The 26,742-nt window shown below is 47.0% G+C and carries 28 protein-coding genes and 1 pseudogene; 15 read left to right on the forward strand and 14 right to left on the reverse strand.

Annotation, left to right across the window (positions count from 1 at the left end):
* The first annotated feature begins 159 nt into the window (after window positions 1-159).
* From urtA to urtE, 5 genes are all read left to right on the forward strand, one after another.
* Complete coding sequence (gene urtA, locus FTU67_RS08540; protein WP_180061629.1) at window positions 160-1,443, forward strand: urea ABC transporter substrate-binding protein; 1,284 nt, start codon at window positions 160-162, stop codon at window positions 1,441-1,443.
* 92 nt (window positions 1,444-1,535) lie between these two features.
* A complete protein-coding gene (urtB, locus tag FTU67_RS08545) occupies window positions 1,536-3,164 on the forward strand; it encodes an urea ABC transporter permease subunit UrtB (RefSeq protein WP_168400039.1) in 1,629 nt (542 codons plus the stop codon).
* 4 nt (window positions 3,165-3,168) lie between these two features.
* On the forward strand, window positions 3,169-4,242 hold the full coding sequence (gene urtC / locus FTU67_RS08550) for an urea ABC transporter permease subunit UrtC (protein ID WP_016658716.1): 1,074 nt from the start codon (window positions 3,169-3,171) through the stop codon (window positions 4,240-4,242).
* Window positions 4,239-5,057 (forward strand): urea ABC transporter ATP-binding protein UrtD, encoded by an 819-nt coding sequence (urtD, locus tag FTU67_RS08555; protein ID WP_104488240.1) that lies wholly within the window; start codon window positions 4,239-4,241, stop codon window positions 5,055-5,057. The genes urtC and urtD overlap by 4 nt, the downstream gene beginning before the upstream one ends.
* A gap of 10 nt (window positions 5,058-5,067) precedes the next feature.
* Window positions 5,068-5,766: an urea ABC transporter ATP-binding subunit UrtE gene (gene urtE, locus FTU67_RS08560; RefSeq protein ID WP_127800277.1), complete on the forward strand. Its 699-nt coding sequence runs from the start codon at window positions 5,068-5,070 to the stop codon at window positions 5,764-5,766.
* 151 nt (window positions 5,767-5,917) lie between these two features.
* On the opposite strand, the gene FTU67_RS08565 is transcribed toward urtE, so the two are convergent.
* The 3 genes from FTU67_RS08565 to FTU67_RS08575 form a co-directional block, all read right to left on the reverse strand.
* Window positions 5,918-6,625: a phospholipase D family protein gene (locus FTU67_RS08565; protein ID WP_005180864.1), complete on the reverse strand. Its 708-nt coding sequence runs from the start codon at window positions 6,623-6,625 to the stop codon at window positions 5,918-5,920.
* A 113-nt stretch (window positions 6,626-6,738) separates the two neighbouring features.
* The gene (locus tag FTU67_RS08570; RefSeq protein ID WP_168384477.1) at window positions 6,739-8,154 is read right to left on the reverse strand and encodes a DASS family sodium-coupled anion symporter; all 1,416 of its coding nucleotides are present in this window, start codon (window positions 8,152-8,154) and stop codon (window positions 6,739-6,741) included.
* Between the two features lie 109 nt (window positions 8,155-8,263).
* Window positions 8,264-9,049, reverse strand: a complete 786-nt coding sequence (locus FTU67_RS08575) for a sulfite exporter TauE/SafE family protein (RefSeq protein WP_016658721.1) — start codon at window positions 9,047-9,049, stop codon at window positions 8,264-8,266.
* A gap of 196 nt (window positions 9,050-9,245) precedes the next feature.
* On the opposite strand from FTU67_RS08575, the pseudogene FTU67_RS08580 reads away from it, so the two are divergent.
* Window positions 9,246-10,308: pseudogene (locus FTU67_RS08580) on the forward strand (RNA-guided endonuclease InsQ/TnpB family protein).
* A 22-nt stretch (window positions 10,309-10,330) separates the two neighbouring features.
* On the opposite strand, the gene FTU67_RS08585 reads toward FTU67_RS08580, so the two are convergent.
* Together FTU67_RS08585 and alc are read right to left on the reverse strand one after the other, a co-directional pair.
* Window positions 10,331-10,840, reverse strand: a complete 510-nt coding sequence (locus tag FTU67_RS08585) for an ureidoglycolate lyase (protein WP_180061630.1) — start codon at window positions 10,838-10,840, stop codon at window positions 10,331-10,333.
* Between the two features lie 104 nt (window positions 10,841-10,944).
* Window positions 10,945-11,952, reverse strand: a complete 1,008-nt coding sequence (alc, locus tag FTU67_RS08590) for an allantoicase (protein ID WP_104513177.1) — start codon at window positions 11,950-11,952, stop codon at window positions 10,945-10,947.
* Between the two features lie 212 nt (window positions 11,953-12,164).
* Here alc and hpxO point away from each other — a divergent pair, with 212 nt between their 5' ends.
* Window positions 12,165-13,322 carry an FAD-dependent urate hydroxylase HpxO gene (hpxO, locus tag FTU67_RS08595; protein WP_180061631.1) on the forward strand — a complete coding sequence of 386 codons (1,158 nt, stop codon included), beginning with the start codon at window positions 12,165-12,167 and terminating at the stop codon, window positions 13,320-13,322.
* Between the two features lie 34 nt (window positions 13,323-13,356).
* Here hpxO and FTU67_RS08600 read toward each other — a convergent pair whose 3' ends face one another.
* From FTU67_RS08600 to puuE, 5 genes are all read right to left on the reverse strand, one after another.
* Window positions 13,357-13,896 (reverse strand): GNAT family N-acetyltransferase, encoded by a 540-nt coding sequence (locus FTU67_RS08600; protein ID WP_016658725.1) that lies wholly within the window; start codon window positions 13,894-13,896, stop codon window positions 13,357-13,359.
* Between the two features lie 98 nt (window positions 13,897-13,994).
* Window positions 13,995-14,729 (reverse strand): outer membrane protein OmpK, encoded by a 735-nt coding sequence (locus tag FTU67_RS08605; protein WP_005180853.1) that lies wholly within the window; start codon window positions 14,727-14,729, stop codon window positions 13,995-13,997.
* Window positions 14,730-14,830: 101 nt separating this feature from the next.
* Window positions 14,831-15,157, reverse strand: coding sequence for a hydroxyisourate hydrolase (uraH, locus tag FTU67_RS08610; protein ID WP_005180851.1), 327 nt, complete (start codon window positions 15,155-15,157; stop codon window positions 14,831-14,833).
* Window positions 15,154-15,657, reverse strand: a complete 504-nt coding sequence (gene uraD, locus FTU67_RS08615; RefSeq protein WP_180061632.1) for a 2-oxo-4-hydroxy-4-carboxy-5-ureidoimidazoline decarboxylase — start codon at window positions 15,655-15,657, stop codon at window positions 15,154-15,156. Before uraD ends, uraH begins: the two co-directional genes overlap by 4 nt.
* A 124-nt stretch (window positions 15,658-15,781) precedes the next feature.
* Window positions 15,782-16,756: an allantoinase PuuE gene (puuE, locus tag FTU67_RS08620; RefSeq protein ID WP_180061633.1), complete on the reverse strand. Its 975-nt coding sequence runs from the start codon at window positions 16,754-16,756 to the stop codon at window positions 15,782-15,784.
* A gap of 247 nt (window positions 16,757-17,003) precedes the next feature.
* On the opposite strand from puuE, the gene FTU67_RS08625 reads away from it, so the two are divergent.
* The 4 genes from FTU67_RS08625 (at window position 17,004) to FTU67_RS08640 (ending at window position 19,866) form a co-directional block, all read left to right on the forward strand.
* A complete protein-coding gene (locus FTU67_RS08625; protein WP_005180845.1) occupies window positions 17,004-17,366 on the forward strand; it encodes an HPF/RaiA family ribosome-associated protein in 363 nt (120 codons plus the stop codon).
* 149 nt (window positions 17,367-17,515) lie between these two features.
* Window positions 17,516-18,058 carry a hypothetical protein gene (locus tag FTU67_RS08630; RefSeq protein ID WP_005180844.1) on the forward strand — a complete coding sequence of 181 codons (543 nt, stop codon included), beginning with the start codon at window positions 17,516-17,518 and terminating at the stop codon, window positions 18,056-18,058.
* A 16-nt stretch (window positions 18,059-18,074) separates the two neighbouring features.
* Window positions 18,075-18,845: a transporter gene (locus FTU67_RS08635; protein WP_104489830.1), complete on the forward strand. Its 771-nt coding sequence runs from the start codon at window positions 18,075-18,077 to the stop codon at window positions 18,843-18,845.
* Window positions 18,846-19,179: 334 nt separating this feature from the next.
* A complete protein-coding gene (locus FTU67_RS08640; RefSeq protein ID WP_168397412.1) occupies window positions 19,180-19,866 on the forward strand; it encodes a glutathione S-transferase family protein in 687 nt (228 codons plus the stop codon).
* 3 nt (window positions 19,867-19,869) lie between these two features.
* On the opposite strand, the gene FTU67_RS08645 is transcribed toward FTU67_RS08640, so the two are convergent.
* Complete coding sequence (locus FTU67_RS08645) at window positions 19,870-21,060, reverse strand: GGDEF domain-containing protein (protein WP_180061634.1); 1,191 nt, start codon at window positions 21,058-21,060, stop codon at window positions 19,870-19,872.
* 232 nt (window positions 21,061-21,292) lie between these two features.
* Between FTU67_RS08645 and FTU67_RS08650 the strand changes: the two genes are divergently transcribed.
* Window positions 21,293-21,856 (forward strand): FMN-dependent NADH-azoreductase, encoded by a 564-nt coding sequence (locus tag FTU67_RS08650; protein WP_005180838.1) that lies wholly within the window; start codon window positions 21,293-21,295, stop codon window positions 21,854-21,856.
* Between the two features lie 61 nt (window positions 21,857-21,917).
* Here the strand turns inward: FTU67_RS08650 and FTU67_RS08655 are convergent, their stop codons facing one another.
* Window positions 21,918-22,829, reverse strand: a complete 912-nt coding sequence (locus FTU67_RS08655) for an alpha/beta hydrolase (protein ID WP_104513183.1) — start codon at window positions 22,827-22,829, stop codon at window positions 21,918-21,920.
* Window positions 22,830-22,984: 155 nt separating this feature from the next.
* On the opposite strand from FTU67_RS08655, the gene FTU67_RS08660 reads away from it, so the two are divergent.
* The gene (locus FTU67_RS08660) at window positions 22,985-23,422 is read left to right on the forward strand and encodes a DUF2147 domain-containing protein (RefSeq protein ID WP_005180835.1); all 438 of its coding nucleotides are present in this window, start codon (window positions 22,985-22,987) and stop codon (window positions 23,420-23,422) included.
* A gap of 96 nt (window positions 23,423-23,518) precedes the next feature.
* Here FTU67_RS08660 and FTU67_RS08665 read toward each other — a convergent pair whose 3' ends face one another.
* Both FTU67_RS08665 and FTU67_RS08670 read right to left on the reverse strand, forming a co-directional pair.
* Window positions 23,519-23,869: a Spx/MgsR family RNA polymerase-binding regulatory protein gene (locus FTU67_RS08665; protein ID WP_016658732.1), complete on the reverse strand. Its 351-nt coding sequence runs from the start codon at window positions 23,867-23,869 to the stop codon at window positions 23,519-23,521.
* A gap of 492 nt (window positions 23,870-24,361) precedes the next feature.
* Entirely contained in the window at window positions 24,362-25,183 is an 822-nt protein-coding gene (locus FTU67_RS08670; RefSeq protein WP_016658733.1) for an exodeoxyribonuclease III, read from the reverse strand.
* A 40-nt stretch (window positions 25,184-25,223) separates the two neighbouring features.
* Here FTU67_RS08670 and pyrE point away from each other — a divergent pair, with 40 nt between their 5' ends.
* Complete coding sequence (gene pyrE, locus FTU67_RS08675) at window positions 25,224-25,874, forward strand: orotate phosphoribosyltransferase (protein ID WP_075175540.1); 651 nt, start codon at window positions 25,224-25,226, stop codon at window positions 25,872-25,874.
* Window positions 25,875-25,967: 93 nt separating this feature from the next.
* Window positions 25,968-26,738, forward strand: coding sequence for a hypothetical protein (locus FTU67_RS08680; RefSeq protein WP_104490352.1), 771 nt, complete (start codon window positions 25,968-25,970; stop codon window positions 26,736-26,738).
* Window positions 26,739-26,742: the final 4 nt, after the last annotated feature.

Consider the following 26,742-nt stretch of genomic DNA (forward strand, 5'->3'; position numbering starts at 1 on the left):
TTATATTAATATAAGTAACTAATTTTTATGATTTAAATCTTACTTGTCCCGTCTAGATCTGCCTGTCATTTTTGCGTTTGGCATAGAAATTGAATTATCCGCTGCAGTCATAGAACAACAGGCACCGTGTTCAGGTGCTGCATAAGTGTGGAGAAATTCATGAAGTTCCAGCGCAATCTGTTTTCAAAAAGTATGTTAGTGGCCAGCATGGCCGGGGTTGTGGTGCTCAGCGGCTGCTCAAAATCGACCGAAAGTAGCGACAGTGCCAGCACAGCCCAGCCAGCGGCCAGCACCGGTGAAACCATTAAAGTCGGCATCCTGCATTCCTTGTCCGGCACCATGGCCATTTCAGAAACCTCGCTGAAAGATACCGCGCTAATGGCAATCAATGAAATTAATGCCAATGGCGGGGTGCTGGGCAAAAAGCTGGAACCGGTGGTGGTTGATCCGGCCTCTGACTGGCCACTGTTTGCAGAGCAGGCGCGCCAGCTGATTACTCAGGATAAGGTCGCGGTCATTTTTGGTGCGTGGACTTCAGTATCACGTAAATCGGTACTGCCGGTGGTGGAAGAGCTGAATGGTCTGCTGTTCTATCCGGTGCAATATGAGGGTCAGGAACAGTCGAAAAATATTTTCTATACCGGCGCAGCACCTAACCAGCAGGCGATTCCGGCAGTGGAATATCTGATGAGTGAAGAGGGCGGTCAGGCTGAACGTTTTGTGCTGCTGGGAACGGATTATGTCTATCCACGGACCACCAACCAGATTCTGCGTGCTTTCCTGAAATCAAAAGGCATTGCTGATGCGGACATTATGGAAGAGTACACCCCGTTTGGGCACAGTAACTATCAGACCATTGTCAGCAATATTAAAAAATTCTCGGCCGGGAAAAAGACTGCGGTCATTTCCACCATCAATGGCGATTCCAATGTGCCGTTCTACCGTGAACTGGGCAATCAGGGCATCAAAGCTTCTGATATTCCGGTGATGGCGTTCTCGGTGGGTGAAGAAGAATTACGCGGTATTGATACCAAGCCACTGGTCGGCCACTTGGCATCGTGGAACTACTTTATGTCGGTAAAAAATCCGGTCAATACCGAGTTCACCAACAAAATGAAGCAGTACGCAGTCGATTATAAACTGCCAAATGCCAACAAGCTGGTGACCAATGACCCGATGGAAGCGACCTATGTCGGCATCAATATGTGGAAGCAGGCGGTAGAAAAAGCCGGCACTACCGAGGTGGATCAAGTCCGTGCAGCCATGGCTGGTCAGGAATTTAAAGCACCCTCTGGTTATACCTTAAAAATGGATACGTTAAACCATCACTTGCATAAGCCGGTCATGATCGGGCAAATCCGTGCCGATGGCCAGTTTGATATTGTCTATAAAACCCCGCAAACCCTGCAGGCAGAACCTTGGAGTCCTTATCTTCCGAAGTAAGTTTGACATCACGCCTGCTGCTTCGGCAGCAGGTTTTTTTTGATTTCTCTGCCTTCTTATAAAAAAGAGGACACACAATAGGGGGATATAAAATGAATATTCGCGTGAATATCGCCGCTATTTTTCTGATTTTTGCCCAAGTTTTATCGATACAGCTGGCTCAGGCCGAACAGCCGCAAACACAGACAGCCGTTGCTGTGACACAGGCCGATGCCATCCAGCAATTTGTGCAAGGTGATTTCGCCAGCCGCCGTGCCTTACTGAACCAGTGGCCCGGCAGCCTCGAACAGCTGGATCAGCTTGCACAATATGTTGAACAGCAGCAGCTCTATAGCGGCGCCAATGGTCAAACCTATATTCTGGAATCGGATGAGCGTTTACTGCATTATCCGGCACTGGAGCCGGTTAGCGACTGGCCAAGTGATCTGGCGCAGGTCACGCTGGTGAATACCTTGCAGAAAGCGCTGACCTTTGCGCTGGCGCATTCAAAAATGCAGTCAGAAGATGCGGCTGAGCGCCTTGAAGCTGTCGATATTTATGAAAGCAATCTGTCTGAATTACAGCTGGCGCAGATCAATCGCCTGTATTTACAGGAACGGAATAATAAGGTGAAGGCGCGTCTGGCCCAGCTCAAAGCACGGCTGGATTATCAGCAGCCAGATGTGCTGGTGAAAATTCAGGCCGCCCAGGTACTGGCCGATTCCAACCGTCCCGATGTACTGGCCATGGTGGAGCAGGAGTTGCAACAGCCGAATCTGAATCTGGAACTGAAAGCCGTGTTGCTGGAGGCCAAAAGCGCCATTCAGACCCGCTTACAGGCCAGTGAATGGGCCGGCCATCTATTTTCCGGGCTCAGTACCGCCAGTATTTTGCTGCTGGCGGCGTTAGGACTGGCCATCACCTATGGTCTGCTCGGAGTCATCAATATGGCGCATGGCGAGCTGATCATGATTGGCGCTTATACCACCTATGTGGTGCAAAGCCTGTTTAAAAGCCATTTTGGCAGTTATCTGGACTGGTACCTGATCGTGGCGATTCCGGCAGCCTTTCTGGTCAGCGCTTTAATTGGCATGCTGATTGAACGCACGGTAATTCGTCCGCTCTATGGCCGTCAGCTGGAAACTCTGTTGGCCACCTTTGGGGTGAGTCTGATTTTAATGCAATTGGTGCGGATGATCTTTGGCGCACAAAACGTGGAGGTGTCCAATATTGCCTGGCTGTCTGGCGGCATTTCCATTAGCCCAAGCCTGATGCTGCCGTATAACCGTATCGCAATTATTGTCTTTACCATCGCCGTGCTGTTGTTACTGGTCTATTTACTCAATAAAACCCGTTTTGGTCTGTTTGTGCGGGCTGTAACCCAAAACCGTCAGATGGCACGTGCCGTCGGAATTCGTTCCAGCCGCATCGACATGATGGCTTTTGGTCTGGGTTCTGGTCTGGCTGGACTAGCCGGTTGTGCCTTGGCGCAGGTCGGAAATGTCGGCCCGGATTTGGGGCAGAACTACATTATTGATGCCTTCCTGGTGGTGGTAGTTGGCGGGGTTGGTCAGGTCTGGGGTGCGGTACTGGCAGCACTGGGTCTGGGTATTAGCGGGACTGCGCTGGAAATTGGCATGGGTGCAGTACTGGCCAAAATTATTCTTCTGGTTCTTGTGATTTTGTTTATTCAAAAACGCCCACAAGGTCTGTTTGCCATCAAAGGCCGTTTTGTGGAGTAAGCGCATGAAGATCACACATTTACTTTCCGATAAACCCTATAGTGGAGCAGCCATTGCTGCCTGTTTTGCGATTTTACTGCTGTTGCCGTGGCTGCATCTGTTGCCGAGTGATTCGGCACTGCATCTGTCGGCTTATTGGGTCACCCTGATTGGCAAAATCATGTGTCTGGCACTGGTGGCTTTGGCCTTGGATCTGGTCTGGGGCTATGCCGGTATTTTAAGTTTGGGTCATGGCCTGTACTTTGCTCTGGGCGGTTATGCGTTTGGCATGTACCTGATGCGCCAATCCGCGGGTGATGGGCTGCCAGACTTTATGCGTTTCTTAAGCTGGACCGAGTTGCCGTGGTTCTGGGTTGGTACGGAACATTTCCTCTGGTCGCTTGCACTTGTTGTTTTAGTGCCGGGCATCATTGCCTTTGTGTTTGGCTTCTTTGCTTTTCGCTCCAAAATCAAGGGCGTGTATTTCTCGATTATCACCCAGGCCATGACCTTTGCTGCCGCACTACTGTTTTTCCGTAATGAAACCGGTTTCGGCGGCAACAATGGTTTTACCGGCTTTAAAACTATTTTGGGCATGGATATTACCTCGGCACCGATGCGGGCCAGCCTGTGTTTTATCACCGCGCTGGTGCTGTTGCTGTGCTTTATCGGGCTGCGTCATCTGATGAATCAGCCTTATGGCCGTGTGCTGGGTGCAATTCGTGACAGTGAAAACCGTCTGCAATATCTGGGCTATCGCACGCTGTGGTACAAGCTGTCGGCCTGGGTACTGTCTGCGGTGATCGCGGGTATTGCCGGGGCGCTATATGTGCCGCAAGCCGGCATCATCAACCCGAGTGAAATGAACCCGGTCAACTCGATTGAAATGGCGGTCTGGGTCGCGGCGGGTGGTCGCGGCACCTTAATTGGGCCTTTACTCGGCGCGGGTGTGATTAACGCGGCCAAAACCTATTTCACCGCTGCTTCCCCAGAGGCGTGGTTACTGATTTTAGGGGCGCTGTTTATTGTGGTGACCATCTTCCTGCCGAAAGGGATTATTGGTCTGTTTGACCGTTTTAAAAAGGAGCGGAGCGAATGAGTGAACTGTTGCAAGCTCATGGTGGCCATGCTGCTGAAGGTTATGGCCGCCCCAAGGAACAGGGCGCAGATTTTAGCCACGGTATTGCACTGTATTTGGAAAAAGTCAGTGTCTGGTTTGATGCCTTTCGTGCCTTAAACGACTTGTCTTTGTATATCGAAGAAGGGGAATTACGTTGCATCATTGGACCCAATGGTGCCGGTAAAACCACGTTAATGGATGTGATTACCGGTAAAACTCGTCCAACGGAAGGCAGTGCCTTTTTTGGCCAGACCTATGATCTAGCCAAGATGAGCACTGAACAGATTGCCGAGGCCGGAATTGGACGCAAGTTCCAGAAACCCACAGTATTTGAAAATTTTACTGTCATAGAAAACCTGCTGCTTGCCGCCCCGAAAGATAAACGGGTGAAAAAAAGCCTGTTTAGCAAGCTCGATCCCGATGCCCAACAGGCACTGGAAGAATCGCTAGCACAAATCCGCTTACAGGAATTGGTGCATAAACCGGCCGGATTGCTGTCGCATGGTCAGAAGCAGTGGCTGGAAATTGGCATGTTGCTGATGCAGCGCCCGAAGCTGATTTTGCTGGATGAACCGGTGGCCGGTATGACCGATGCCGAAACTGAACGCACCGCAGAGCTGTGTCTGGAGCTGAAGAAAAATCATACCTTGATTGTGGTCGAGCATGACATGAGCTTTATTGACACCATCAGTGAAAAAGTCACGGTGCTGGCACAGGGTGCCATTCTGGCAGAGGGGACATTGGCTGAAGTTCAGGCCAATGACGATGTGATTGAAAAATATTTAGGACGTTAAGGAGACCGCGATGCTAGAAGTCAAAGACGTCAATCAGTTTTATGGGGGCAGTCATATCCTGCGCGATGTATCGTTTCAGGCTCCGGTCGGCGCATGTTCAGTGGTGCTGGGGCGTAACGGCGTGGGCAAAACCACGTTACTGAAATGTTTGATGGGCATTTTACCCATTAAATCCGGGCAGATTCTGCTGGATGGCAAAGATATTTCCAGGCTTAGTCCGGAGCAGCGCGTGCGTGAAGGTTTGGCCTATGTGCCACAAGGCCGCGATATTTTTTCGACCTTAACAGTTGAGGAAAATATCCTGATTGGGATGGCGAAATTTAAAGGCGCAAAAACCCGAAAAGTACCGGAACATCTGTACGAGATTTTTCCAATTCTGGATGAAATGAAGCAGCGCCGCGGCGGAGATTTATCCGGTGGTCAGCAGCAGCAATTGGCAATTGCCCGCGCGCTGGCTTCTGAACCGAAGGTATTAATTCTGGATGAGCCAACCGAGGGTATTCAGCCGTCGATTATTAAAGATATTGGCCGGGTGATTCGTAAACTGGCTGATGGTGGAGAAATGGCAATTGTGCTGGTCGAGCAGTTCTATGATTTTGCCGAAGAGCTGGCCGATGGCTATACCGTGATGGCCCGTGGCCGGGTGATTGCACAAGGTGCTGGTAGGGAAATGCCGGAGAAAGGGATTCGGGAGTTGGTGGCGATTTAATTTCCCTCTCTCAAAGGGAGGTTGGAGGGATTTAACAAGTCAAAGCCTCCCTGAGCAAGAGATCAGCACGGCTTGATCTTGCAGCGCAAGAAGGGAGGTTTGGAGGCTTTAATTTCACCTCTCCCTGTCTCCGAAAAGGAGAGGGAAATTGTCATTCAATTTCCGTATTTTCATTCCATAAAAAATACCCACCATACTGACTGGATCTGAACTCACCCCCACTACTTTTACCCTGTTCAGTTAAAAAGTGTTTGCCATTTTCGTTTAAGGTCAGGAAGCCTTTTGTGGTTAATTTCTCCAGTATATCTGCGGTTTTCAGCTTATGTTTTGCAGCCAGTTTGGAAGTGGTGAGTTTGGTCAGTGTCGAGCTTTCTTCGCCACGCTCTGCTTCGGCCACCACAGCATCTGCTTTCACTTCATCGAGGCTAATGCGGACTTCATCACTAATCCGAATAATGCGCTGCGCTTCTTCATAGGCATCTTTAAATACTTCATCATCTTCGTATTTGCGAACCAGAATTCCCATTTCATTGTTATTAATCTGGCTGAATTCATATAAATTCAGGCTGGAAATAATACATTCCGATTCATTCAGATAGCATTTTGCATGCAGGTTCTTGCAGAAGCTTAAGCGGACATAATCCAGTTTTTGCAACCATTTGATTTCCTCTGGATGCAGATCGCTTTTGCCATACACAATACGGATGTCAATTTTGAGCCGATCTTTATCTTCGAGTAATTCTTTAATCCGGTCATTAAGTCGTAAATAGGGGCTAATCAGAATTAAACGCTCTTTGGCATTCTTAATCAGTTCTTCTAGAAAAAAGTTGGTTGCACTGGTGTTTAAAAACTTGGCCATAAAAATCCCCGTGTCATTCTTATTGATGGCTTAGATCATAGTCTAAGTATAGGTAAAATTTAAACAAAAAAAGAGCACTGAAATCAGTGCTCTTTTAGATGGATGCTGAGCGTTTAGCTAAAGAACCAGTACACGAACAGCGCAATAATGAAGGTACACAGGATGTTTAACACCATCCCCACACTCATCATTTCACGCTGTCTGATATGACCGGACCCAAACACAATTGCATTTGGCGGTGTTGCTACAGGCAACATAAAGGCACACGATGCACCAATACCAATAATAATCACCAGAATTTCTTTTGGCATACCCATCTGGTCGGCAATGGCGGCAAAGACCGGTACCAACAGTGCAGCAGAAGCGGTGTTACTGGTAAATTCAGTCAGGAAAATAATGAAAATGGTCACCACAAAAATAATCACCAGCGGTGATGCCGTACCAAATACATCTGCAACGGTTTGACCCAGTACCAGCGATGCACCTGAATCTTTTAACATCGCACTTAAGGTTAAACCACCACCAAACAGCAGTAACACCCCCCAGTCGGTGTTTTCAGAAACCTGTTTCCAAGTGGCTGTACCTAAAATCACCACCAGACAGGCGGCGACCAGTGCAGTCCAGGTATCCGGAGATGAAATACCAAAGTTCTCGCTGAGTTTTTTGCCAAAAATCCAGGCAATTGCGGTACAGATAAACAGAATCATGGTCGCGATACGGGTCCGGTTCCATGGAATCACTTCAGTTTCAAAATGAATTTTCTGGTTCAGTTTCGGACGCAACACCAGATATAAACTGATTAACATGGCTGGCAGTAAAATCAGCATCATCGGCAAACCGATTTTCATCCAGTCGGCGAAGTCATAGTCCAGTGCTTTGGCAGCAATCGCATTCGGTGGTGAACCGACCAGCGTTCCCAGGCCGCCAATACTGGCCGAATAGGCAATCCCGAGAAGAATAAAGACGAAGGTAGAGCGCTCTTTGGTTGAATCTAGGTGCGACAGCAGACCCAAAGCCAGCGGGAGCATCATCGCTGCGGTGGCGGTATTGGAAATCCACATCGACAGTGCAGCTGTGACGGCAAAAATGGCCAGCACTGAAATCCCCAAATGCCCGCCAGACATGGAAATAATCCACATCGCAATTTTACGGTCCAGTTTCTGGATATGTAGGGCAGTGGCCAAGGCAAAACCACCAAAGAACAGGAAAATGACCGGGTCAGCAAAAGTCCGCAGCGCCTGCGTGGTGGTCATCGGTACCAGTTCTTTGCTGGCATTTTCAATCGGCATGCCAAGCGCTACGGCCAGCACCGGCACCAGCAGCGCGGTAATGGTGATATGCACCGCTTCAGTCAGCCATAAAATCCCGATAAACAGCAGCAGGCTCAGGCCTTTATTGGCATAATCATCATAGGGCAAAATATGGTAAAAGCCCCAAGAAAGCAGGGCGGCAATGACAATAATAATCCAGCCTTTGACAATGCCTTTCGGCGCGGCCTCGACCGGTGGTTTTAACGTATCTGTATTCATATACGATCCTTTTATAGATTTATAGGAATTAGAGTAATCGGCCTATTATTTAATATTTTTCAAGCAGGGAGGCAAAGTATAAATTGATTATTTTGCAGCTAAGTGAAGATTAAACCACAAAAAAATGCGGGTTCTGACTGAGGAGTTGCACAGCTTGCCACAGGGCTGAGCCGCCGAGCACGGCCAGTAAGCTGAGAATCAGCCAGCGAAATTTCTGCTGGGAAATATGGGCACGTAACTGGCCGCCCGCCCAGACCCCGAGCAGCGATACCACGGTTAATAAGCCCAGTAAGGACCATTGTTCAGATTTAAATTGCAGCATCACCGGGTAAAGCAGCAGCAGCTGAATCAGTTTACTGACCGCAAAATTCAAGTTGCTGATCAGCACAATTTCGGTTTTGCTGTGTTCGGTACTCAGCAGGTACATCATCAGAAAGGGTGCCATGGCATTGGTGGCTCCGCCGATCACACCGGCCAGCAGACCAAACAGCAGCATGTTTTTCAGACTGGCCTGAATGCGCAGGGGCTGGCTGCGAAACTGATCCAGCACATACCATAAAATAAACAGCCCCATCAGCAGTTTGAGATAGCCATCATTTAGATGTAGCAGTAACTGCACACCGAATACACTTCCGATCAGACTGCTGATAATCAGGCCCCAATATTGACCGGAATAATAGCGCAGCGCCTGAAGAAAGCTGCGTTCGGGGTCGCTATTGAGTAAAAACAGATTCAGGATCAGGCAGGGTAATAGTACAAAGGCTACCGTGGTCGACAGCGGATACAAGGTGGAGATGGCCGCGGTACTGACCATAGGAAAGCCGAAGCCGCTGATCCCGTGTAACAGGGCAGCAATGATACAAAAGATCAGAACCATCAGGTCGGCTTTAGACATGCGTATTTCAACGGACTGGCAGAGTACTGACTAAAACATGCACATACTGGGCTTGTAAAGGGCAAGCCGGCTTATTTTTTATCAAATGGAGCGTAAACCTCTGTCTTTCAGTCAGAGATATAAGCGACACGACATGAAATGTCGTTTAATTGCTAAAAAACAATATATTAAGCCTAATATGAGCTAATATAAGCCCATGAAAACACTTAAATTACGCATAAAAAACAGTCACACAAAGGTGCTAGACCAATTGGCATCTGAAGTTAATTTTGTCTGGAACTATGTCAATGATTTGTGTTTCAAACACCTACAGCGCAAACAACAATTCTTTTCAGCATACGATATTGCTAAATACACGAAAGGCGCATCAAAGGAATGTAGTCTTCATAGCCAAACCATTCAGGCTGTAACAGAAGAATTGGTCACTCGCAGAAAACAGTTCAAAAAATTAAAATTGAGATGGCGTGTCAGTAATAAGAAATCAGCAAGAAGATCACTAGGTTGGATACCCTTTAAAAAGGTCGCTATTAAATATGCCGATGGATACGTTCAGTATGGCAAGCATCAATTCAAGCTATGGGATAGTTACGGACTATCGAAATACAGCATTCAAACAGGCTCATTTGTAGAGGATAGTCGTGGACGTTGGTATGTCTGCTTAGTGGTTGATTCACCCAAACAAGACAAACCTACCGCCACAAAAGCCGTGGGTATTGATCTAGGCTTAAAAGATATTGCTACTTGTTCAGATGGTACGATCATTTCCAATCCCAAGTTCTACCATCAATATGAACAGAAATTAGGGATTGCTCAGAGAGCGAGAAATAAAAAGCGTGTCCGTGCATTACACGCCAAGATTGCAAACTGTCGTAAAGACCATTTGCACAAGGCTAGCACCCAGCTGGTGAAAGACAATGCACTGATTGTCGTTGGTGATCTAAGTGCGAGCAAACTTGTAAAAACTAAAATGGCGAAATCTGTTTTAGATACAGGATTTTCAGCACTCAAAACCATGCTCAAGTATAAATGCGAGAACGCAGGGGTCATGTTTGAGGAAGTCAACGAGAGATTCACAACCCAAACCTGTTCGAGCTGCGGTGCAATCACCGCAAGCAGTCCGAAAGATAGATTTGCGAATAAGAGTATGGGAATGTGAATGCGGAAGTGTAAATCAACGCGATTTAAACTCCGCCAAGAACATACTTGCGCTTGGGCATAAGCGTCTAGCAGTAGGAATCACCCTCCTTTCAGGTGGGTGAGGATGTCAAACCAAATGGAGAATTAAATCTGGGTAGAAACAATCTGGATGGGTGAGTTGAATTCATACACATCGCAGTTGGGACCAGAGCCAATCCGGTCAATCACGGCAAAATCGCTAGGTGCCTCCAGCGTCAGCAGGGGATGATGCCAGGTCCCGGCGCGGTAATTCACGCCTTGTGAACCATCGCTAATAAATGCTTGAAGCTGGCTGATGTCCGGCTCATCTGCATTTAAACCCGGTGCCACCACCACCAAAAACGCTTGCCCCTGCATCGGAATAAAAGCCTGCGACCCTTGAGGATGGCGCTCCAGCATTGCTACCTGAAACGGTATTTGGGTACTCTGGATATTGCGGAAAATACTGATGCCTGCTTGTCCTTCACCAAAAATTTCCGTCATGGCCAGCGCATGATAACGCTCGGTTTGGGCATGGTTAATATGAAAATAGTCATGTCCCTGACAGCTAATCACTTCACCAAAAGGGGCAAAATTGTCCAGGGTCAATGCTTGAATCTGAATGGTATTTTTCATGTTGTTTGAGAGTTCCAGGGCGGGTATTTTTATGGTCATCATCAACTGGTAGAGATGGAGGTCGCTGTCAGCCTGTGGAGTGGGCCAACAGCGACGCTGGTGCGTTAGTCCACCAGTGTGCCCCAGAGGCGAATCCGGCTGATACCGCCGTCGGGAATCATATTGACTCGGATATGCGAGATTTTATCGTGCTTTAAAATCTGCTCGATAAAGGAATGCACATGGTCCATCTGCATGGGCTGCGCCTCCAGTAAAAATGGCCAGAACATGCTTTGTGGAATCAGTTGCGGATCGGTGGCATCTTCAATGTACACCGCCTGAATCGACACTTCTGCCGGGTAGTTGCCCTTGAAATGGGCAGTGTCGATATCAATTTTTTCAATCTGGCCGGCCTGTCCCAAAGCCAGAATACACCAGTCAAAGCCGGGTGCGCGGCGGCGTTTGGTTTCCCAGCCATCGCCCATATTGATGCCACGACCCGGATTAATCAGGTTCTGTGGATGGCCAAAGTGGGCATCGCTATAGGCAATTACCCGGCCGCCGTTTTCAAGCGCCAGTAAATCCAGTGTACCCTGATGATCTGTGGTCTGAATTTTCACCTCGCCATATACGCGAAAACGTGCCACACCGCCATCAGGGAAAATATTCAGACGCACATGGGTATAGACCGCATCAGAGCTGACTTCAAACAGATGATGCTGGCTGGGTCCCAAAATACTGTTGGCTAAAAGCGGCTGCCATTCGGCCTGCTCCAGATTACCTTGCGGCGCATAGCAGGCTTCGACACTGGCTGAAGCGGGATAGTTACCGCTAAAAAAGGTGGTATCAATATCCAGCGCCTGAATTTTGCCAGCCACACCTAACTGGACAATGGCCCAGTCATAACCGGCATGGCGCTTGCGGCGGGTTTCCCAGCCGTCCATCCATTTGCCATGATCATCAAATTTATCTTCCACAAATACTGGTGCTGCAAATTGCAGCATACGCTGCGCATCGGCAAAAAAATCATCTGAACATTCAATAACTTTTGCACCAATACGGGTATCTGCCAGGTTGGTTAGTGTTTGAAGCTGGGGCGGTAGGTCAAATGTTGGTGCAATTAAAGTGGCCATAATTCTCTTCCATTTATTGTTCATTCACAGCAGGCACGTCCGTGCATCGAAATCAGGCAGTGGCGCCAGATTTGGCTTGTACAGCAGGCCTATTAGTGCGGATAGAAGCACAGCCTGTGCCAACTTCTGGCCATGCGACCCAGGCTAAGCATGAAATGGCACGTTTTTCGCTTCAGCTGTTCAGTTTTGACAGGCAAGCCTTGGGAGGAAAAATGAAAATTACAATTATTGGTGCAGGTATTGGCGGATTAACCACAGGGATTGCACTAAAAAAGTTTGGCCATGAAGTGCGTATTTATGAACAGGCTGAGCAGATTCTTCCGGTGGGCGCGGCCATTTCCCTGTGGTCCAATGGGGTGAAGTGCCTGAATTACCTCGGGCTGACCGAGCAGGTGGCCGAGCTAGGCGGGCAGATGGATCATCTGGCCTATGTCGATGGCCTGAGCGGTGATGTGATGACCCAGTTCAGCCTGACGCCGTTAATTGAAGAAGTCGGGCAGCGTCCGTATCCGGTGTCGCGCGCGGAACTGCAAAATATGCTGATGGATGCATTTGGTCGTGAGCACATCTATTTAGGCAAGAAAATGGTGGCACTCCAGGAAGATGGTTCACAGGTGACGATCAGCTTTGCTGATGGCACACAGCTACAAACCGAACTGCTGGTCGGGGCCGATGGTACCCACTCTTTAACCCGCGCCTATGTACTGGATGAAACCGTCGCGCGCCGTTATGCCGGTTATGTCAACTGGAATGGTCTGGTGGAGGTGTCCGAACAGCTGGCCCCGGCCGACCAGTGGACTACCTTTGTCGGAGAAGGCAAGCGCGCTTCCCTGATGCCGGTGGCCGATCAGCGTTTTTATTTTTTCTTTGATGTGCCGCTAGCGGCCGGACTGGAGAATGACCGCAGCCAGTATAAAACACTGTTAAAACAGTATTTTCAGGGCTGGTGTCCGCAGGTGCAGCAGCTGATAGACTCGATTGATGAACAGCGCACCAATCGCGTGGAAATTCATGATATTGAGCCTTTCGCCAATTTTTATAAAGGCCGGGTGGTGCTAGTGGGAGATGCCGCACATAGCACCACGCCAGATATTGGGCAGGGTGGTTGTCAGGCCATGGAAGATGCTATTTATCTGGCGCGTGCCTTACAAATTAATACCCTGGGTATGCAGGATGCCTTAAGCCGCTACCAGAATAAACGTAATGAGCGCGCCAATGAGCTGGTGCTGCGCGCGCGTAAACGCTGTGATGTTACGCATATGAAAGACCAGCAGGTGACGGAAGCCTGGTATGCCGAACTGCGCCAAGAGCAGGGGCCACATATCATGAAAGGCATTATCAGTAATATAGTCGGTAATCCGCTGGATTAAATTTTCTGTGCTAGGTGTCTTTAATCAACACAGGTCAATCGGCTGGTGTTGATGCTGTCTGCTCTGGTGCTGGATCCAGAATGAGTTGCATTAGTACCAGATCACGCCATTGACCAAATTTTTTTCCAACTTGGGGCATATAGCCGCAATGCTGAAAACCTAATTGCTGATGCAAGGCCATTGAACCGCTATTGTCATGGTCAATGGCGGCCACCATCACATGAACCTGATGTGCCTGTGCATGCTGGATTAAGGCTTGCATCAACTGTTTGCCCAAACCCTGCCGGCTGAATTGACGGTCAATAAACACCGAATGTTCGACTGTATGTTTAAAACCGCTGATGCTGCGGAAGGTAGAATAATCGGCATAGCCGGCAATTTGTCCGGTGTCCAGATGTTCGGCCACCAGCAGGGGAAAATTCTGTTTTTGTAATTGCTGGAACCAATGCTGGAAATGTGCCAGATCAAAGGGCTGTTCATTCCAGGTGTTTACATGCTGTAGCACTTCCGGGTTATAAATCGCCTGAATGGCAGCAAGATCGTGTTCGGTGGCAGGACGAAGATGAAAGCGCATAAGCAGCACATCAGGATAGGAATGAGCGCATTATCATGCCGCTGCGGGCATAAAAAAAGCAAGACCGGAGTCCTGCTTTTTTAGGTTATGTATACGACTTAGAAATGGTATTTCACCAGTGCGCTGACATCATTCTGGTCTGCGCCTTTTACGCCAAATTTGTTGTTCCATACTGAGTGTTCAATACCCACGTATAAACGTGTTTCTGGAGAAATGTGTTTACCCACATTCCATTTGTACTGAGAAGTCCAGTTTAATTCGCTGGCATGAGTATCTTCAGCTGTTGACCAGTCCAGGAAGGCATCAACCAGGAAGTCTTCATTGCCCAGTTTAAATGGTACAGCATAGGTGATGGTCATTTGATAATCATCATCTGTCGTATCATTATCAGCACGATAGAAGTTGATGTTCGCATATTGGGTATATGGAATATCTAAAGCAAAGCCAACGCCATATAAGAAGTTGTTGAACTCAGGGTTGCCACCGTGCCCTGCGTTGTGCTCCCAAGTTGTTGCGACTAACACGTCTTTCACTGGACCAAATGCCAGATTTTGACCAGTCACTTCGCCTAGGCTTAAACGTGGTGCCAATTCAAAGTAAGTTGAATCGTCATTGTTGCCATCCCATTGCTGGTCAACAAAGAAGAATACATCTGCATATTTCAGTTTAGCTGCGTATTCAGCAGTTAAGGTGGTACGGTCTTCAGTGCCTAACTCGTAGTTTTCACCATAAAGACCAGTCAAGCTAAAGTCTTGCCATACAATAGGACTCGCCTGAGTGAAGGCAGCAGCGGTTGAGAATGCACAAAGTGCAGCAAGTTGCGTAAGTTTCATAACGGTGTCTTCGTCTTCCCCAAAAAGCGTGTCAAGGATACAGGTTATTAAGCAAAAATAAAGCCAAATTTAACTTTTTATTGGCAATTTTCCGACCAAATTTAGCTGCCGCGATAGGTCGAATAGGCAAAAGGACTGATCAATAACGGGATGTGATAATGCTGTGTCGCCTCCTTAATCTGGAAGTAAATCACCACTTTAGGAAAGAAGCTGTCCAGGCCTTTTCGTTCAAAATAGGCCGCAGTATAAAACTCCAGACTATATGAGCCTTCCGGACAGTCGGCCAAAGCAAAATCGGCGGCCGTGACCCGGCCATCGGTATTGGTTTCGGCTTCGGCCAGTAACTGTTGTTGCTGGTTAAACAGTCGGATTTTCACGCCGGCAGCCGGTTGACCCAAATGGGTATCTAAAATATGGGTGCTGATCATGACTGAAGCTCCTGGCTTAAACGCAGTAAGGCAATGTCTGAAAGTTGCTGCTGCACAATGCGCTGTTCAGTGTCGGCATCATTCAGCAGGCGATACTGCAGGGCTTGCAGAATATCTTCACTGCTCAAGCCAAAGGCTTTAATCAGGAAAATAAATCCGAATTTTTTTTCATAGGCCAGATTACCCTGTAAAAGTGCCTGCTGGGTGTCGCTATTGAGCTGGACCGAGGCCTGTTCCCGGGCAGAAAATGCCTGCTCCTGTGCGGTGAGTTGCTGCTGCGCCTGTTTCTCACCAATTCGAGGATGATTTGCGAGTGCGGCCTGAATCTCAGGCCAGTCCCAATGGCTGGCCTGCTGCCGGGCAAATTCTAAAAGTTGCTCGATACTCTCAAAAGGCCGTTGTTGGGTTATAGCAGTTGCCCATGTCGGAATATGTACACATTGCTGCAAGAATTGGTGAATCTCAGCTTCAGGGGCCTGATTAAATTGATCCAGTTGCACAGTAAGGGTCTCATCATTACATTTAATTTTGTTGCTAAAAGTGCAATATCAGTGCCAAATTTCGGTGAAAATCCAATTTTTCACTGAGATGGTTAAAGCTGCACAAGTCCAGTGCGAGTTTTTTTTATTTGACGGGTTCTGGTGCATGATGGCGATACCAATGCGTAGCAATATCACCGCGGCGGCAAATCCAGACGTGTGGATGCAATTGAATGTAGTCTAAAAAGCGTTGCAGGGCTTTAAAGCGTCCCGGGCGCCCCAAAAGACGGCAGTGAATACCAATCGAGAGCATTTTAGGTGCAGTTTCTCCTTCGGCATAGAGTACATCAAAAGCATCTTTCAGGTATTGATAAAACTGCTCGCCGCTATTAAAGCCGCCTGCAGCGGCAAACTTCATATCATTGCTGTCGAGGGTATAGGGAATAATTAAATGTGGTCGTGACTGGCCTTGGGCATTGGTCAGCGTCTGCCAGAACGGTAAATCATCGCCATAATAATCACAGTCATACTGAATTTGCGGGAATTCGGCCAGTAACTGGCGGGTATTGGGGCTGTCGCGGCCGGTATACCAGCCAATGGGTGCATGACCAAACAGGGTTTCTAAGACACTGATCGCCTGATCCATATGCTGGCGTTCAGTGGCCATGTCCATGCTCTGATAATGTAGCCAGCGTTGCCCATGCGACACCACATCATAGTCGGCCTGCTGAATGGCCTCGACCACATACGGGTTCCGCGCCAGCGCCATACCGACCCCAAAAATAGTCATCGGTAACTGGCGTCGCTGAAATTCCTGATGAATGCGCCAGAAACCGGCCCGCGAGCCATATTCATACATCGAATCCATCGACATATGTCTGGCCGGAAAGCTGGCCGCACCGACAATTTCGGATAAAAACTGCTCGGAACCGGCATCACCATGTTCAATATGATTTTCGCCGCCTTCCTCATAATTCAGCACAAATTGCACTGCAATACGTGCCTGATTCGGCCACTGCGGATGCGGCGGTTGGCCATGATAGCCAATTAAATCACGTGAATAAGGGGCAGAGCGGATTGAGTCAATCAGTGCCTGACCACGCAAGTAAGCAGTTGTCACAACAGGTTATCCTTTTGCTAATTTTTATCAAATATTGCTTGCATATTTTTGAGTTAGGCCCGATATTCAAAGTATAAGGACACGGTTCTGCAGACTCAAAAGTGTTCATCGTTCAATGTGGAGGGTAGCGTCCAAATTAGGTTGAAGATGTTCAATATGCTGGGAAACAGCAAGCGACAAACGTGCCAAGATAAAATAGTTTTGCACAAAAAAGATTCAGAAAACGAAAGAAAGAGAGGATGAGATTATGAATATTGAAATCCGTACAGATAAGAACATCCAAGGTAGCGAACGATTAATTAGTTACGTACGTGCAGAGCTAAGTGATGAATTTAAACGCCATAGTGAGCGTATTACCCATTTTTCCGTACATTTAAGTGATGAAAACGGGGACAAAGGCGGAGATGATGACATCAAATGTATGATTGAAGCACGCCCGGCCGGCTTGAAGCCTGTGGTGGTCAATCATCGTGGTCATAATGTCGATACCGCAATTCATGGTGCCATTGACCGTTTAAAACGTAGTCTGGAGCATGTCTTTGAGAAAAAAGAACATCCGCGTGGTGGACAGCCGGGTCGGGTTGACCTAGATACCGATGTCGACGAATAAGACAGGTATTGGCTGAAAAGCAGAAAAGCCCCAGGATTGGGGCTTTTTTTATAGCAAATTCATGCGACAAGATTACATTTCGCTTAAACAATTTTCACTGAATTGGGCATAATAGAATGAAATTGATTTGATTGAAGAGAGCTCTCTGCATGTTAACGGCACAACAACAACGCTTGGTGCAAGCCATAGAAGAACTAGATCAGGCCCAAGTGCAACAGCTTCTGGCCGCGGGGCTTGATCCGAATTTTATTGATCCTGAAAAAGGCCCGGTAATTTCAGTCTGGTCTGATGGCCTGTTTCAGTGGTGGGAAGCCATTTGCGAGGCCTATGAGGCGGGCCAGCCGCACAATGAAGCACAAAAACAGCAGGATTTGGCCGTCCATATGGAAATTCTGGACGCGTTAATTCAGGCCAAGGTCAATTTGCATTTGTGGGATGCGGAAGAAGTCTATGGCCCGTTATGGGACGCCGCCAGTGCCGCCTGTGCACCTGCGGTAAAGCGCCTGCTTGAAGAAAACGTCGATCCAAACCGTAAAGATGAAGATGGCCTGACCATTTTGTCATCCATCAGTGATTTATTCTTTGATTGCGACTTTGATGAAATTAACTGGGCTGAAGCCTTGCCTGAAGAACAGCAAACCTTAGAACTGCTCCGTGCCCATGGCGCGAAAATGACCAAAGAATTGGCTTAAAATTGAGATAAACACTATGTCAGCATTGAAATTATTGGGTGTGATGGTGGCGACTGCAGTCAGCAGTCAGGTCTTTGCCGCCGAGTTTGCATTTGACCGTCCGGGTGTGGGCATGAGCACCGGAATTACGCCGGTCGGTCAGTTGGCCTGGGAGCAGGCGCTGGCCAATGCGCACTATCAGAAAACCAAAGATGACAATGGTCTGACGCAGGAAATTACTCAGCTGCACGCCGATACCTTACTGCGTACCGGTCTGGCGGATAATCTAGAATTACAGCTGGGCTGGCAGGGTCCGGGCTGGAGCCGGGTAAAAAGTGCTGGCCAGTCGGTTGAAGAAGATGGGCTGGGGGATGTCAGCATTGGTCTGAAACATGCCATTGATCTGGATGATGAAAAACTGTCGATGGCGGTGCTGGCCGAAGCGCAGATTGCCACCGGGAATGATGGTTTTAGTGCCGAAGAGGATATTTACAGCCTTAGCTCGGCAGTGGCCTATGCCTATAATGATTTACTGACCACCTCAATTAGCATGCGTTATGAGTGGCAGGACAGCAATTGGGCTTTGCAGGCAGTGCCGGGGATTCAATATCAGCTCAGTGATAAATGGGCCGGGTTCTCCGAGTTTATTTACCACAAAGCAGAAAGCCAGAAGGTGGAATATGCCTTGGGTTCAGGCCTGATTTATGCCTTAAATGCGCGTACCCAGCTGGATGCCAGTGTCGGTGTTGATTTAAATGGCGCTGATAAAAGTTATCATGCCGGTTTAGGTGTGGCCTTCCTGTTCTAAGTCCGCTCTGGTTATGGTGCTGTAGAAAGCGGGGAGTGCATAGCCTCTCTCGCTGACTGCTAGAGAGCTGCAACTTATTCTGCTGACGGTCTGTTCACAGGCCGTTTTTATCTCTGGATTAGCAGCAGAATTGCTACAGATCTCGACACAGGCGCTGGTAGATCACGCTATCATGATGGTGATGATCACAGCGGATAAGCGCGAGGCCTGTCCGCCCATTAAACTTTAGCTTTTAAGTCGCTTTGTATAGGCTTTGGCGCCGTATCCCTTGATCTCATCAGGTGGAATTGCCTAGTGATCGTGAATATTAAAAATAACCACAGGAGGATGAGCCATGATGGAACTGTATATTGCCAACAAGAATTACTCCAGCTGGTCCATGCGGCCGTGGCTGGTCCTTACTGCTTTTGAACTGCCGTTTCGTGAAGTGCTGTTACCTTTTCCTGAAGAACGCGGCACGGGCCATTTTAAACAGGATGTACTGGCAATTAACCCGAATGGCAAGGTACCGGTCTTGGTACATGACGGGCTAATGGTCTGGGATTCACTGGCGATTTGTGAATATTTGGCCGAACAGTTTCCGGAGCGCCAGCTATGGCCGGCTGGTCGGGCACAGCGGGCTCGGGCACGCGCTTTGGCTGCTGAAATGCATAGCGGTTTTCAGGCACTGCGTAACCATTGCGGCATGAATATTCGCGCTGATCTGGCAGAAGTCGGACAGACGTTATGGGCTGAGCAACCTGATTTACGTGACGATGTAGCCCGTGTCTGTCAGATCTGGTCTGAGCGTCCGGACCCAGGCGGTTTTCTCTGTGGTGATTTCTCGATTGCTGATGCCTTTTATGCACCGGTGGTCTGGCGTTTGAAAAGCTATGCGCTGCCCGTGAATGAAGACAGCCAGTATTATATGCAGACCATGCTGCAACATCCGGCAATGCAGGCCTGGGAACAGGCCGCGAAACAGGAACAAGACTGGGTCAATTATCTGGAGCCTTATCAATCTGAACCATCCTCTAGCTAAGTCTTAAGAGGCTGCTGGTTCCAGCGGCTGATACAGCACCACCTGATTACGGCCATAGGCTTTGGCCTGATACAGGGCCTGATCGGCCTGACTGAGCAGCTTTTCATAAGGGGTATTGTGGTGCGATAAGGCAATCCCGAAGCTGGCGGTAAAATGGATCGGCTGGTTATGTTCATCATACAGCTCAATCTGGGTGATGGCCTGCCGGCAACGCTCGGCCACCTGTTTGGCCTGGTGCGCAGTGGCCTGTTTCAGGACCAGAATAAATTCTTCGCCACCAAAACGGCCCAGCACATCCTGCTCGCGGATATGGCCGGCCAGCACATGACAGACTTGGACCAAGGCTTCATCGCCTTTATGATGGCCATGCTCATCATTAATCTGCTTAAAATGATCCAGATCGACCAGAATCACTGCATAACTGGGTGCCTGTTTGTGGTTCAGTTGTTCCAGACACTGGTTGATACTGCGCCGGTTAAAGGTATTGGTGAGCGGATCGACCTGACTTAAATGTGCAATCAGCGCCTCCCGATAGCGCCACTGACTCAGCAGAATTTCAAACAGCACCAGGCAGGTCAGCAGAATCGGCACAATAAAAAACAGCATCGACAGCACCCAGAAGCCATTTTTATAAGGAAAGTCGGTTAATAAAAATAAAGGTGCATAGGTTAACTGGCCGAAAAAGCTTAAATAACCGCAGCTGACCAGATACAGTGTGGCCGGAATTAAGGCCGAATAGACAATTCTGCGTTCAAACAGCACCAGACCGACCGTGGGTAGACTGATATAGGTCACCATAGTGGCCGGACTCAGCACCCCGACCAGATAGCCATCGCGGCACAGACTGACCACAAAGGTGGCCACCGTAATATAGGGCATATAGCGCCGGGTCCAGTCCTGTTTGCGAAAGTAGTGGCAGATGCCAATCATGCCAATAAACACGAACAGTCCGAATAAATTAATGACCAGCTGCTGTTTTAACAAGGCCAGATTGACCCAGCGCCACAGTTCCGGGGTGAGTAATACCACACTTTTCCAGATGGCCCAGATCACGTGCATCAGGCTGCCCAGAAACAGCATCAGAATACATTTGTTTAACGTGCTCCAGTTCATCACCACTTCTTTTTCGAGTAAATAACGGGTGACTTTGTATTTAAATGTGGGCACAGCACTGTGCGCAATGCGACTTTTCATGCGTGAATCACGACCCCAAAAATGAGCGTCTAAAGTCTCATTTTTATACAATTATTTTAATAAAACCTAACATATCATGATTTTAGATAATTGGTAATGGCTATTTTTTGTACTTTTCGGGAAAATATCGTTGCATGGGTGCAACAGTGTGTGTTGTTTAAATCACTTATTTCTATTTTAAACTGCAGTAAAATGGCGCTATTGAAAAAATCACAGTTTAGGATTCTCTCCCATGAAAATTTTGCATATCGACTCGAGTATTTTAGGCGACGCTTCTGTATCACGTCAGTTGTCTAAAGCTATTGTGAACCAGCTACAGGCGAAAAATACAGCGGCCCAAGTTGACTATCTGGATCTGGCTGAACAGACCATTCCGCATTTAACCGCTGAAATTTTAATGGGACAAAATGCCGAGCAAAGCGCTTTAGGCGAACAGATTCTGCAACAATATCTAGATGCTGATGTCGTGGTGGTGGGCGCAGCCATGTATAACTTCGGTCTGCCATCGACTTTAAAAGCCTGGATTGACCGGATTAGCGTGGCAGGTCGTACCTTTAAATACACCGAAAATGGCCCGGTCGGTCTGGCAGGTGACAAGAAAGTGTATATCGCCAGCAGCCGCGGTGGTGTCTATGGCGAACAAAGCCCGGTTGATTTCCAGGAAGCATTCCTGAAAACCGTGTTTAACTTTACCGGTGTCAGTGATATTGAAGTAGTACGTGCTGAAGGGGTTAGCATGAGCGATATTAAAGATCAGGCGATTACTACGGCATTAGACCAGATTGCCAAAATCTAAGCTTTACGGCGCTGCATTAATCACAAAAAAGTCAGTTTCTACTGACCTTTTTTATGGCGTTTTAATCTTGGTCCTGCTGATGGGCAAATTCGGCTAAATCGGCCAGCGCCATTTTGGCTTCATCAAACCACGGTGAGAACATAATAAAGTTATGCCACATACCGGTATACAGTTTAAAACTGACCTTCACGCCCGCCTGTTCGGCCTTGTCACGAAAACGCTGCGCATCATCCAGCAGCAGTTCTTTAGAACCCACCTGCACCAAGGTTGGTGGTAAATCGGTTAAATCATCAAATAGCGGCGAAACACGCGGATCACCACGATCGACCGACGGTGGCACATAGTATTGAATCCCGGTTTCCAGAGTTTCAATCGACAATAAGGCATCATGTTTGCGGTTATAACGAATTGATTCACTGGTCAGGGTCAAATCCAAAAATGGCGAGAGCAGCATGAGGCCGCTGACTTGCGGTAACTGTTCATCACGGATTTTTAAGGCTAAGGCCAGCGCCAGATTGGCGCCGCAGGAATCTCCTGCCAGCAAAATATCTTTGGCCTGTACGCCCTGATCCAGCAGGGTCTGATAGACATCAAAAATTGCTTCTAAGGCTTCCGGGAATGGATTTTCAGGCGCCAGCGGATAATCGATATGAATCACCTGCATCTGGGTGCGGGCGGCCAGTTCAGTCAGAAATGGGCGATGGGTATTTAAAGACCCTAAATAAAAGGCGCCACCGTGAATATAGAAAATCAGCTGGGTGGCTTCATCTTGTGGCTTGATTTCTTCGGCTTTCAGGCCAGCCAGACGTAAAGCGCGGACTTCGACAGTTTTATTGGTCGGAAACAGCCGGCACATCTGTTCGAGGGCGAAACGCAGCGGATTATGCGGTAAATTATATTGGCTTGGCAGGCGGATGGTGGTTTTTAAAAAGCCTTCTGTGAAAATTTGTTTCAATAACGGGTTGATCTTCATTGTTCTTCCATCTTGTTCTTGATTTTGGCCTGTGCTTGCGTATTTACCAACACAATTTACAAGGTTACACTAAATGGTCACATTCAAAAATTGCAAATTTGTAGTGACTTTTTAATACTAAGGCTGTCTAACACTAGACTAGGGAATCAAAAAAAATGAAAAAAATTGCACTGGCATTAGGATTAATGGGTTTAACAGCTTTGGCGAATGCTGCTGATCCGCTAAATGGTACTGTCTGGAAAACAATTGATGACAAAACCAAGCAAGCAAAAGCAACCGTCAAATTTACCGAGCAGAAAAATGGCACGTTAACTGCAACAATTCAGTCCATTTTAACGCCGGGTGAAGAAAATGCCTGTACAAAATGTGAAGGACCTTACAAAAACAAATCCTTGAAAGGTTTAACCATTGTACGTGGTTTAAAGAATTCGGGTGGTACCAACTATGACAGCGGTTCAATTCTAGATCCGCAATCAGGTAAAACCTACAAGTTAAAAGGTCAACTGGCTGATGGCGGGCAGAAATTACAATTGCGTGGCTATATTGGCGTAGCAGCGCTGGGTCGTAACCAGACCTGGGTTCGTGTGAAATAAGCCAGCCAATAGAAACGGATTAAACCAGAAAGCCTGATGCAGATGCATCAGGCTTTTTGATTTTTAACGGATAAGTAAAAGGTAGATAAAAAGAATTTATCCGTTTAAGGCGCGATAGGCGGTTTCATCAAAACCAACAATAAAGCCGTCTGCGGTGGCCAGCACAGGACGTTTGATCAGGCTGTTGTGAGTGCGTAAGGCTTCAATTAAATCTGCTTCGCTGGACAGGGCTTGTGCCTGTTCCGCTTCCGACAGTTTGCGCCAGGTGGTGCCTTTTTTATTCAGAATTTTGTCCTGACCTTCAGCATCCAGCCAGTGTTTTAGCGTTTCTGCATCAATCCCCTGTTTTTTATAATCATGAAATTCATAAGCCAGGCCCAGTTCATTGAGCAGATCAAAGGCTTTTTTCATGGAGTTGCAGTTTTTAATACCATAAATTTTAAGCATAAAGCGGATTCCAGCAAGAAACACAATGCTCAAGAGATTAACCAAAAAATTGGTTTTGCACTATAGCGGGTATAAATATTGAGTTCATGGTTCTGAAATTAAACCGTCATTAAAATGCAACGCTACCGCGCCATAATAGTGGCAGAAAAACAAGACAACACTTGAGAAGAATTATTCGTACTAAGAAAAAACGAAAAGCAAAGAGCCAATATAAAAAATAAAAGCCCAGATGTAGAAAACCCGCATTTAATCATCCTGATTATGCGGGTCTCACTACAACGTCCGATGTCACATCCTTGAAACAAAGACCATCATGGCTTTGTTTATTTGCATCCTACGGCTTCCTGTCCCTTTGCTGTCATCCTGACACTGTCCCTTTGCCGTGCTGCAATAATGCGCCGATTTAAAAAGCAGATAAAGGTCTCAATGACGACAAAATATGTCGGAAATAAACCTCTATTGAGTGAACAATTGTTCACTCAATAGAGGTTTTTAGTTGAGTTTATAATCAATAATCACCGGGGCGTGGTCGCTATACCATTCCTCTTTGTAGACCCAGGCATTGACGGTACGTGCTTTCCAGTCCGGTGAGCAGGCATGATAGTCAATCCGCCAGCCAACGTTCTTGGCACGCGCTTGGCCACGGTTCGACCACCAGGAATACAGTTCGGCTTCTTTGCGCACTTCACGGAAGGTGTCGACATAGCCCAGATCATCATAGATATGATCGAGCCAGGCACGTTCATGCGGTAAACAGCCGGAAGATTTCTGGTTGCCTGACCAGTTTTTAATATCAATACGTTTATGCACGATATTGTAGTCGCCGCAGACAATGATCGATTTATTTTCATCGCGCCATTGTTTCAGGATTTTTGTATATTCTTCGAGGAAGTGGTCTTTACGGGCTTGTGCTTCTTCACCCGATGAACCCGATGGCAGATACAGTGAGCAGATATGCACCGGATAACCCAGCCCTAAATCAAATTCTGCCGTGACAAAACGGCCTTGGGAGTCGGCCAGTTCAAAGCCTAAACCATCCTGAATAGACACAAATGGCAGGCGGCTGTAAATGGCGGTGCCGGCATAGCCCGGACGTTCAGCTGCGAACAGATGGGTATACCAGCCTTCCGGTTTGAATTTATCAGTCCACTGCGCATGGGTCAGACGGCTTTCCTGAATGCAGATGACATCAGCCTCTGATTTTTCCATCCACTCCAGCAGGCCTTTACTGACCGAAGAACGCAGGCCATTGACGTTAATTGAAACCACACGAAGAATTTTTTGATCACTCGGATAGCTACTCTTTGGTATCATGCGCAGGTCTTACCTCAATTTATGAATTTTGGAGCACCTCATGTCAACGCAAGCGACATTTAACCCTCAAGCTTTTATCGAACTCGCATTATCACGTGGTGTGCTTAAATTTGGTGAGTTTACTTTAAAATCGGGTCGCGTGAGTCCTTATTTTTTTAATGCCGGTTTATTAAATGATGGCGAAGCCTTGTCATTACTGGCGTCAGGCTATGCAGCCAAGTTAACAGAATGTGAAAATGTTGATGTGATTTTTGGCCCAGCCTATAAAGGCATTCCATTTGTGGCGGCAACGGCGGTGGCTTTATCGCAAAATCATGGTGTGAGCGTGCCTTGGGGCTTTAATCGTAAAGAAGCCAAAGATCATGGTGAAGGTGGTGTATTGGTCGGTGCGTCGGTTGAAGGTAAAAAAGTCTGGATTATTGATGATGTGATTACCGCAGGTACAGCAATTCGTGAAGTGGTGACCATTTTAAAAAATGCGGGTGCCACAATTGCCGGTGTACTGGTCGCGCTAGATCGTCAGGAAAAAGGGCAGGGTGATTTGTCTGCGATTCAAGAAGTTCAAAAAGAGCTAGAAATTCCGGTACATGCCTTAATTACCATGAAAGATTTGATGAATTATTTAGATGCCAAAGGTGAAAAAGAGGCTTTGGCGAAGATGGAAGCCTATCGTGTGAAGTATGGGATCTAATAATTAATACAACGTATTGATTTTTAATAAAGCTCTATCCATGATAGGGCTTTATTTTTATAAAAAACAAAAATGAATCTAGATTGGAATTTAATGATCGCAAGTTTTTCAGCTATTGCTGCAAGTGCAGCATCGATAGCGACTTTTTTGGGTTGGAAAGAAAATAGGGAACTTAGAAAAGTTCAAACCGAACCATTGATAGACATTAAGTTAGAACCTGTTGAGTACAGAATCCATTTTTTACGTTTAAAAATTACAAATGTAGGAAAAGGAGGAGCTCATAACGTAAAAATAAAATTATTTCCTGAACCTTCACTCGATGCTTCTTTTTTAGTTACTGCTCAAAAAGCTATTAAAGTTTTTATGCAAAGAGATTTTATGATTAAGGGAGTCAATTATTTAGCGCCGAATGATTCTAAATATACGGACTATCTAAGTTTTACTGGTTTAAATCCTAAAGAGTTAGATAGTGAATACTTCTTTAATCTTATTTTTAATGCTGAGATCAGATATGAGGATTTAAAGGGAAAGAAATATAAGAATACATATAAAATTGATACTTCAGAACTAAAAATTTATAAATTAGGAGAGAGTTTTGAAGAAGCTCTTCCCAAAGCATTAGCAGGAATTCAAAAGTCTTTAGAAAGTATGAGTAAAAATATTAATAGGCAAACTGCATTTTTAGATAAAAAATCAAAAGCAGAAGAAACTCATTGGAATGAATATGAGCTAAAACAAAAGTTGAATTATATGAGCTATGTAAAACGTCGCAATAAAGAGTTAGATATCGATCAGGATGCATATCTTTTTAAAAAAATAGAACGTAGATTGTCTATTCATGAAATAAGAAGGAAAAATAAATAACAAA

Origin of the sequence: Acinetobacter sp. YH12132, from assembly GCF_013418645.1 — a bacterium.
Lineage (GTDB): Bacteria > Pseudomonadota > Gammaproteobacteria > Pseudomonadales > Moraxellaceae > Acinetobacter > Acinetobacter indicus.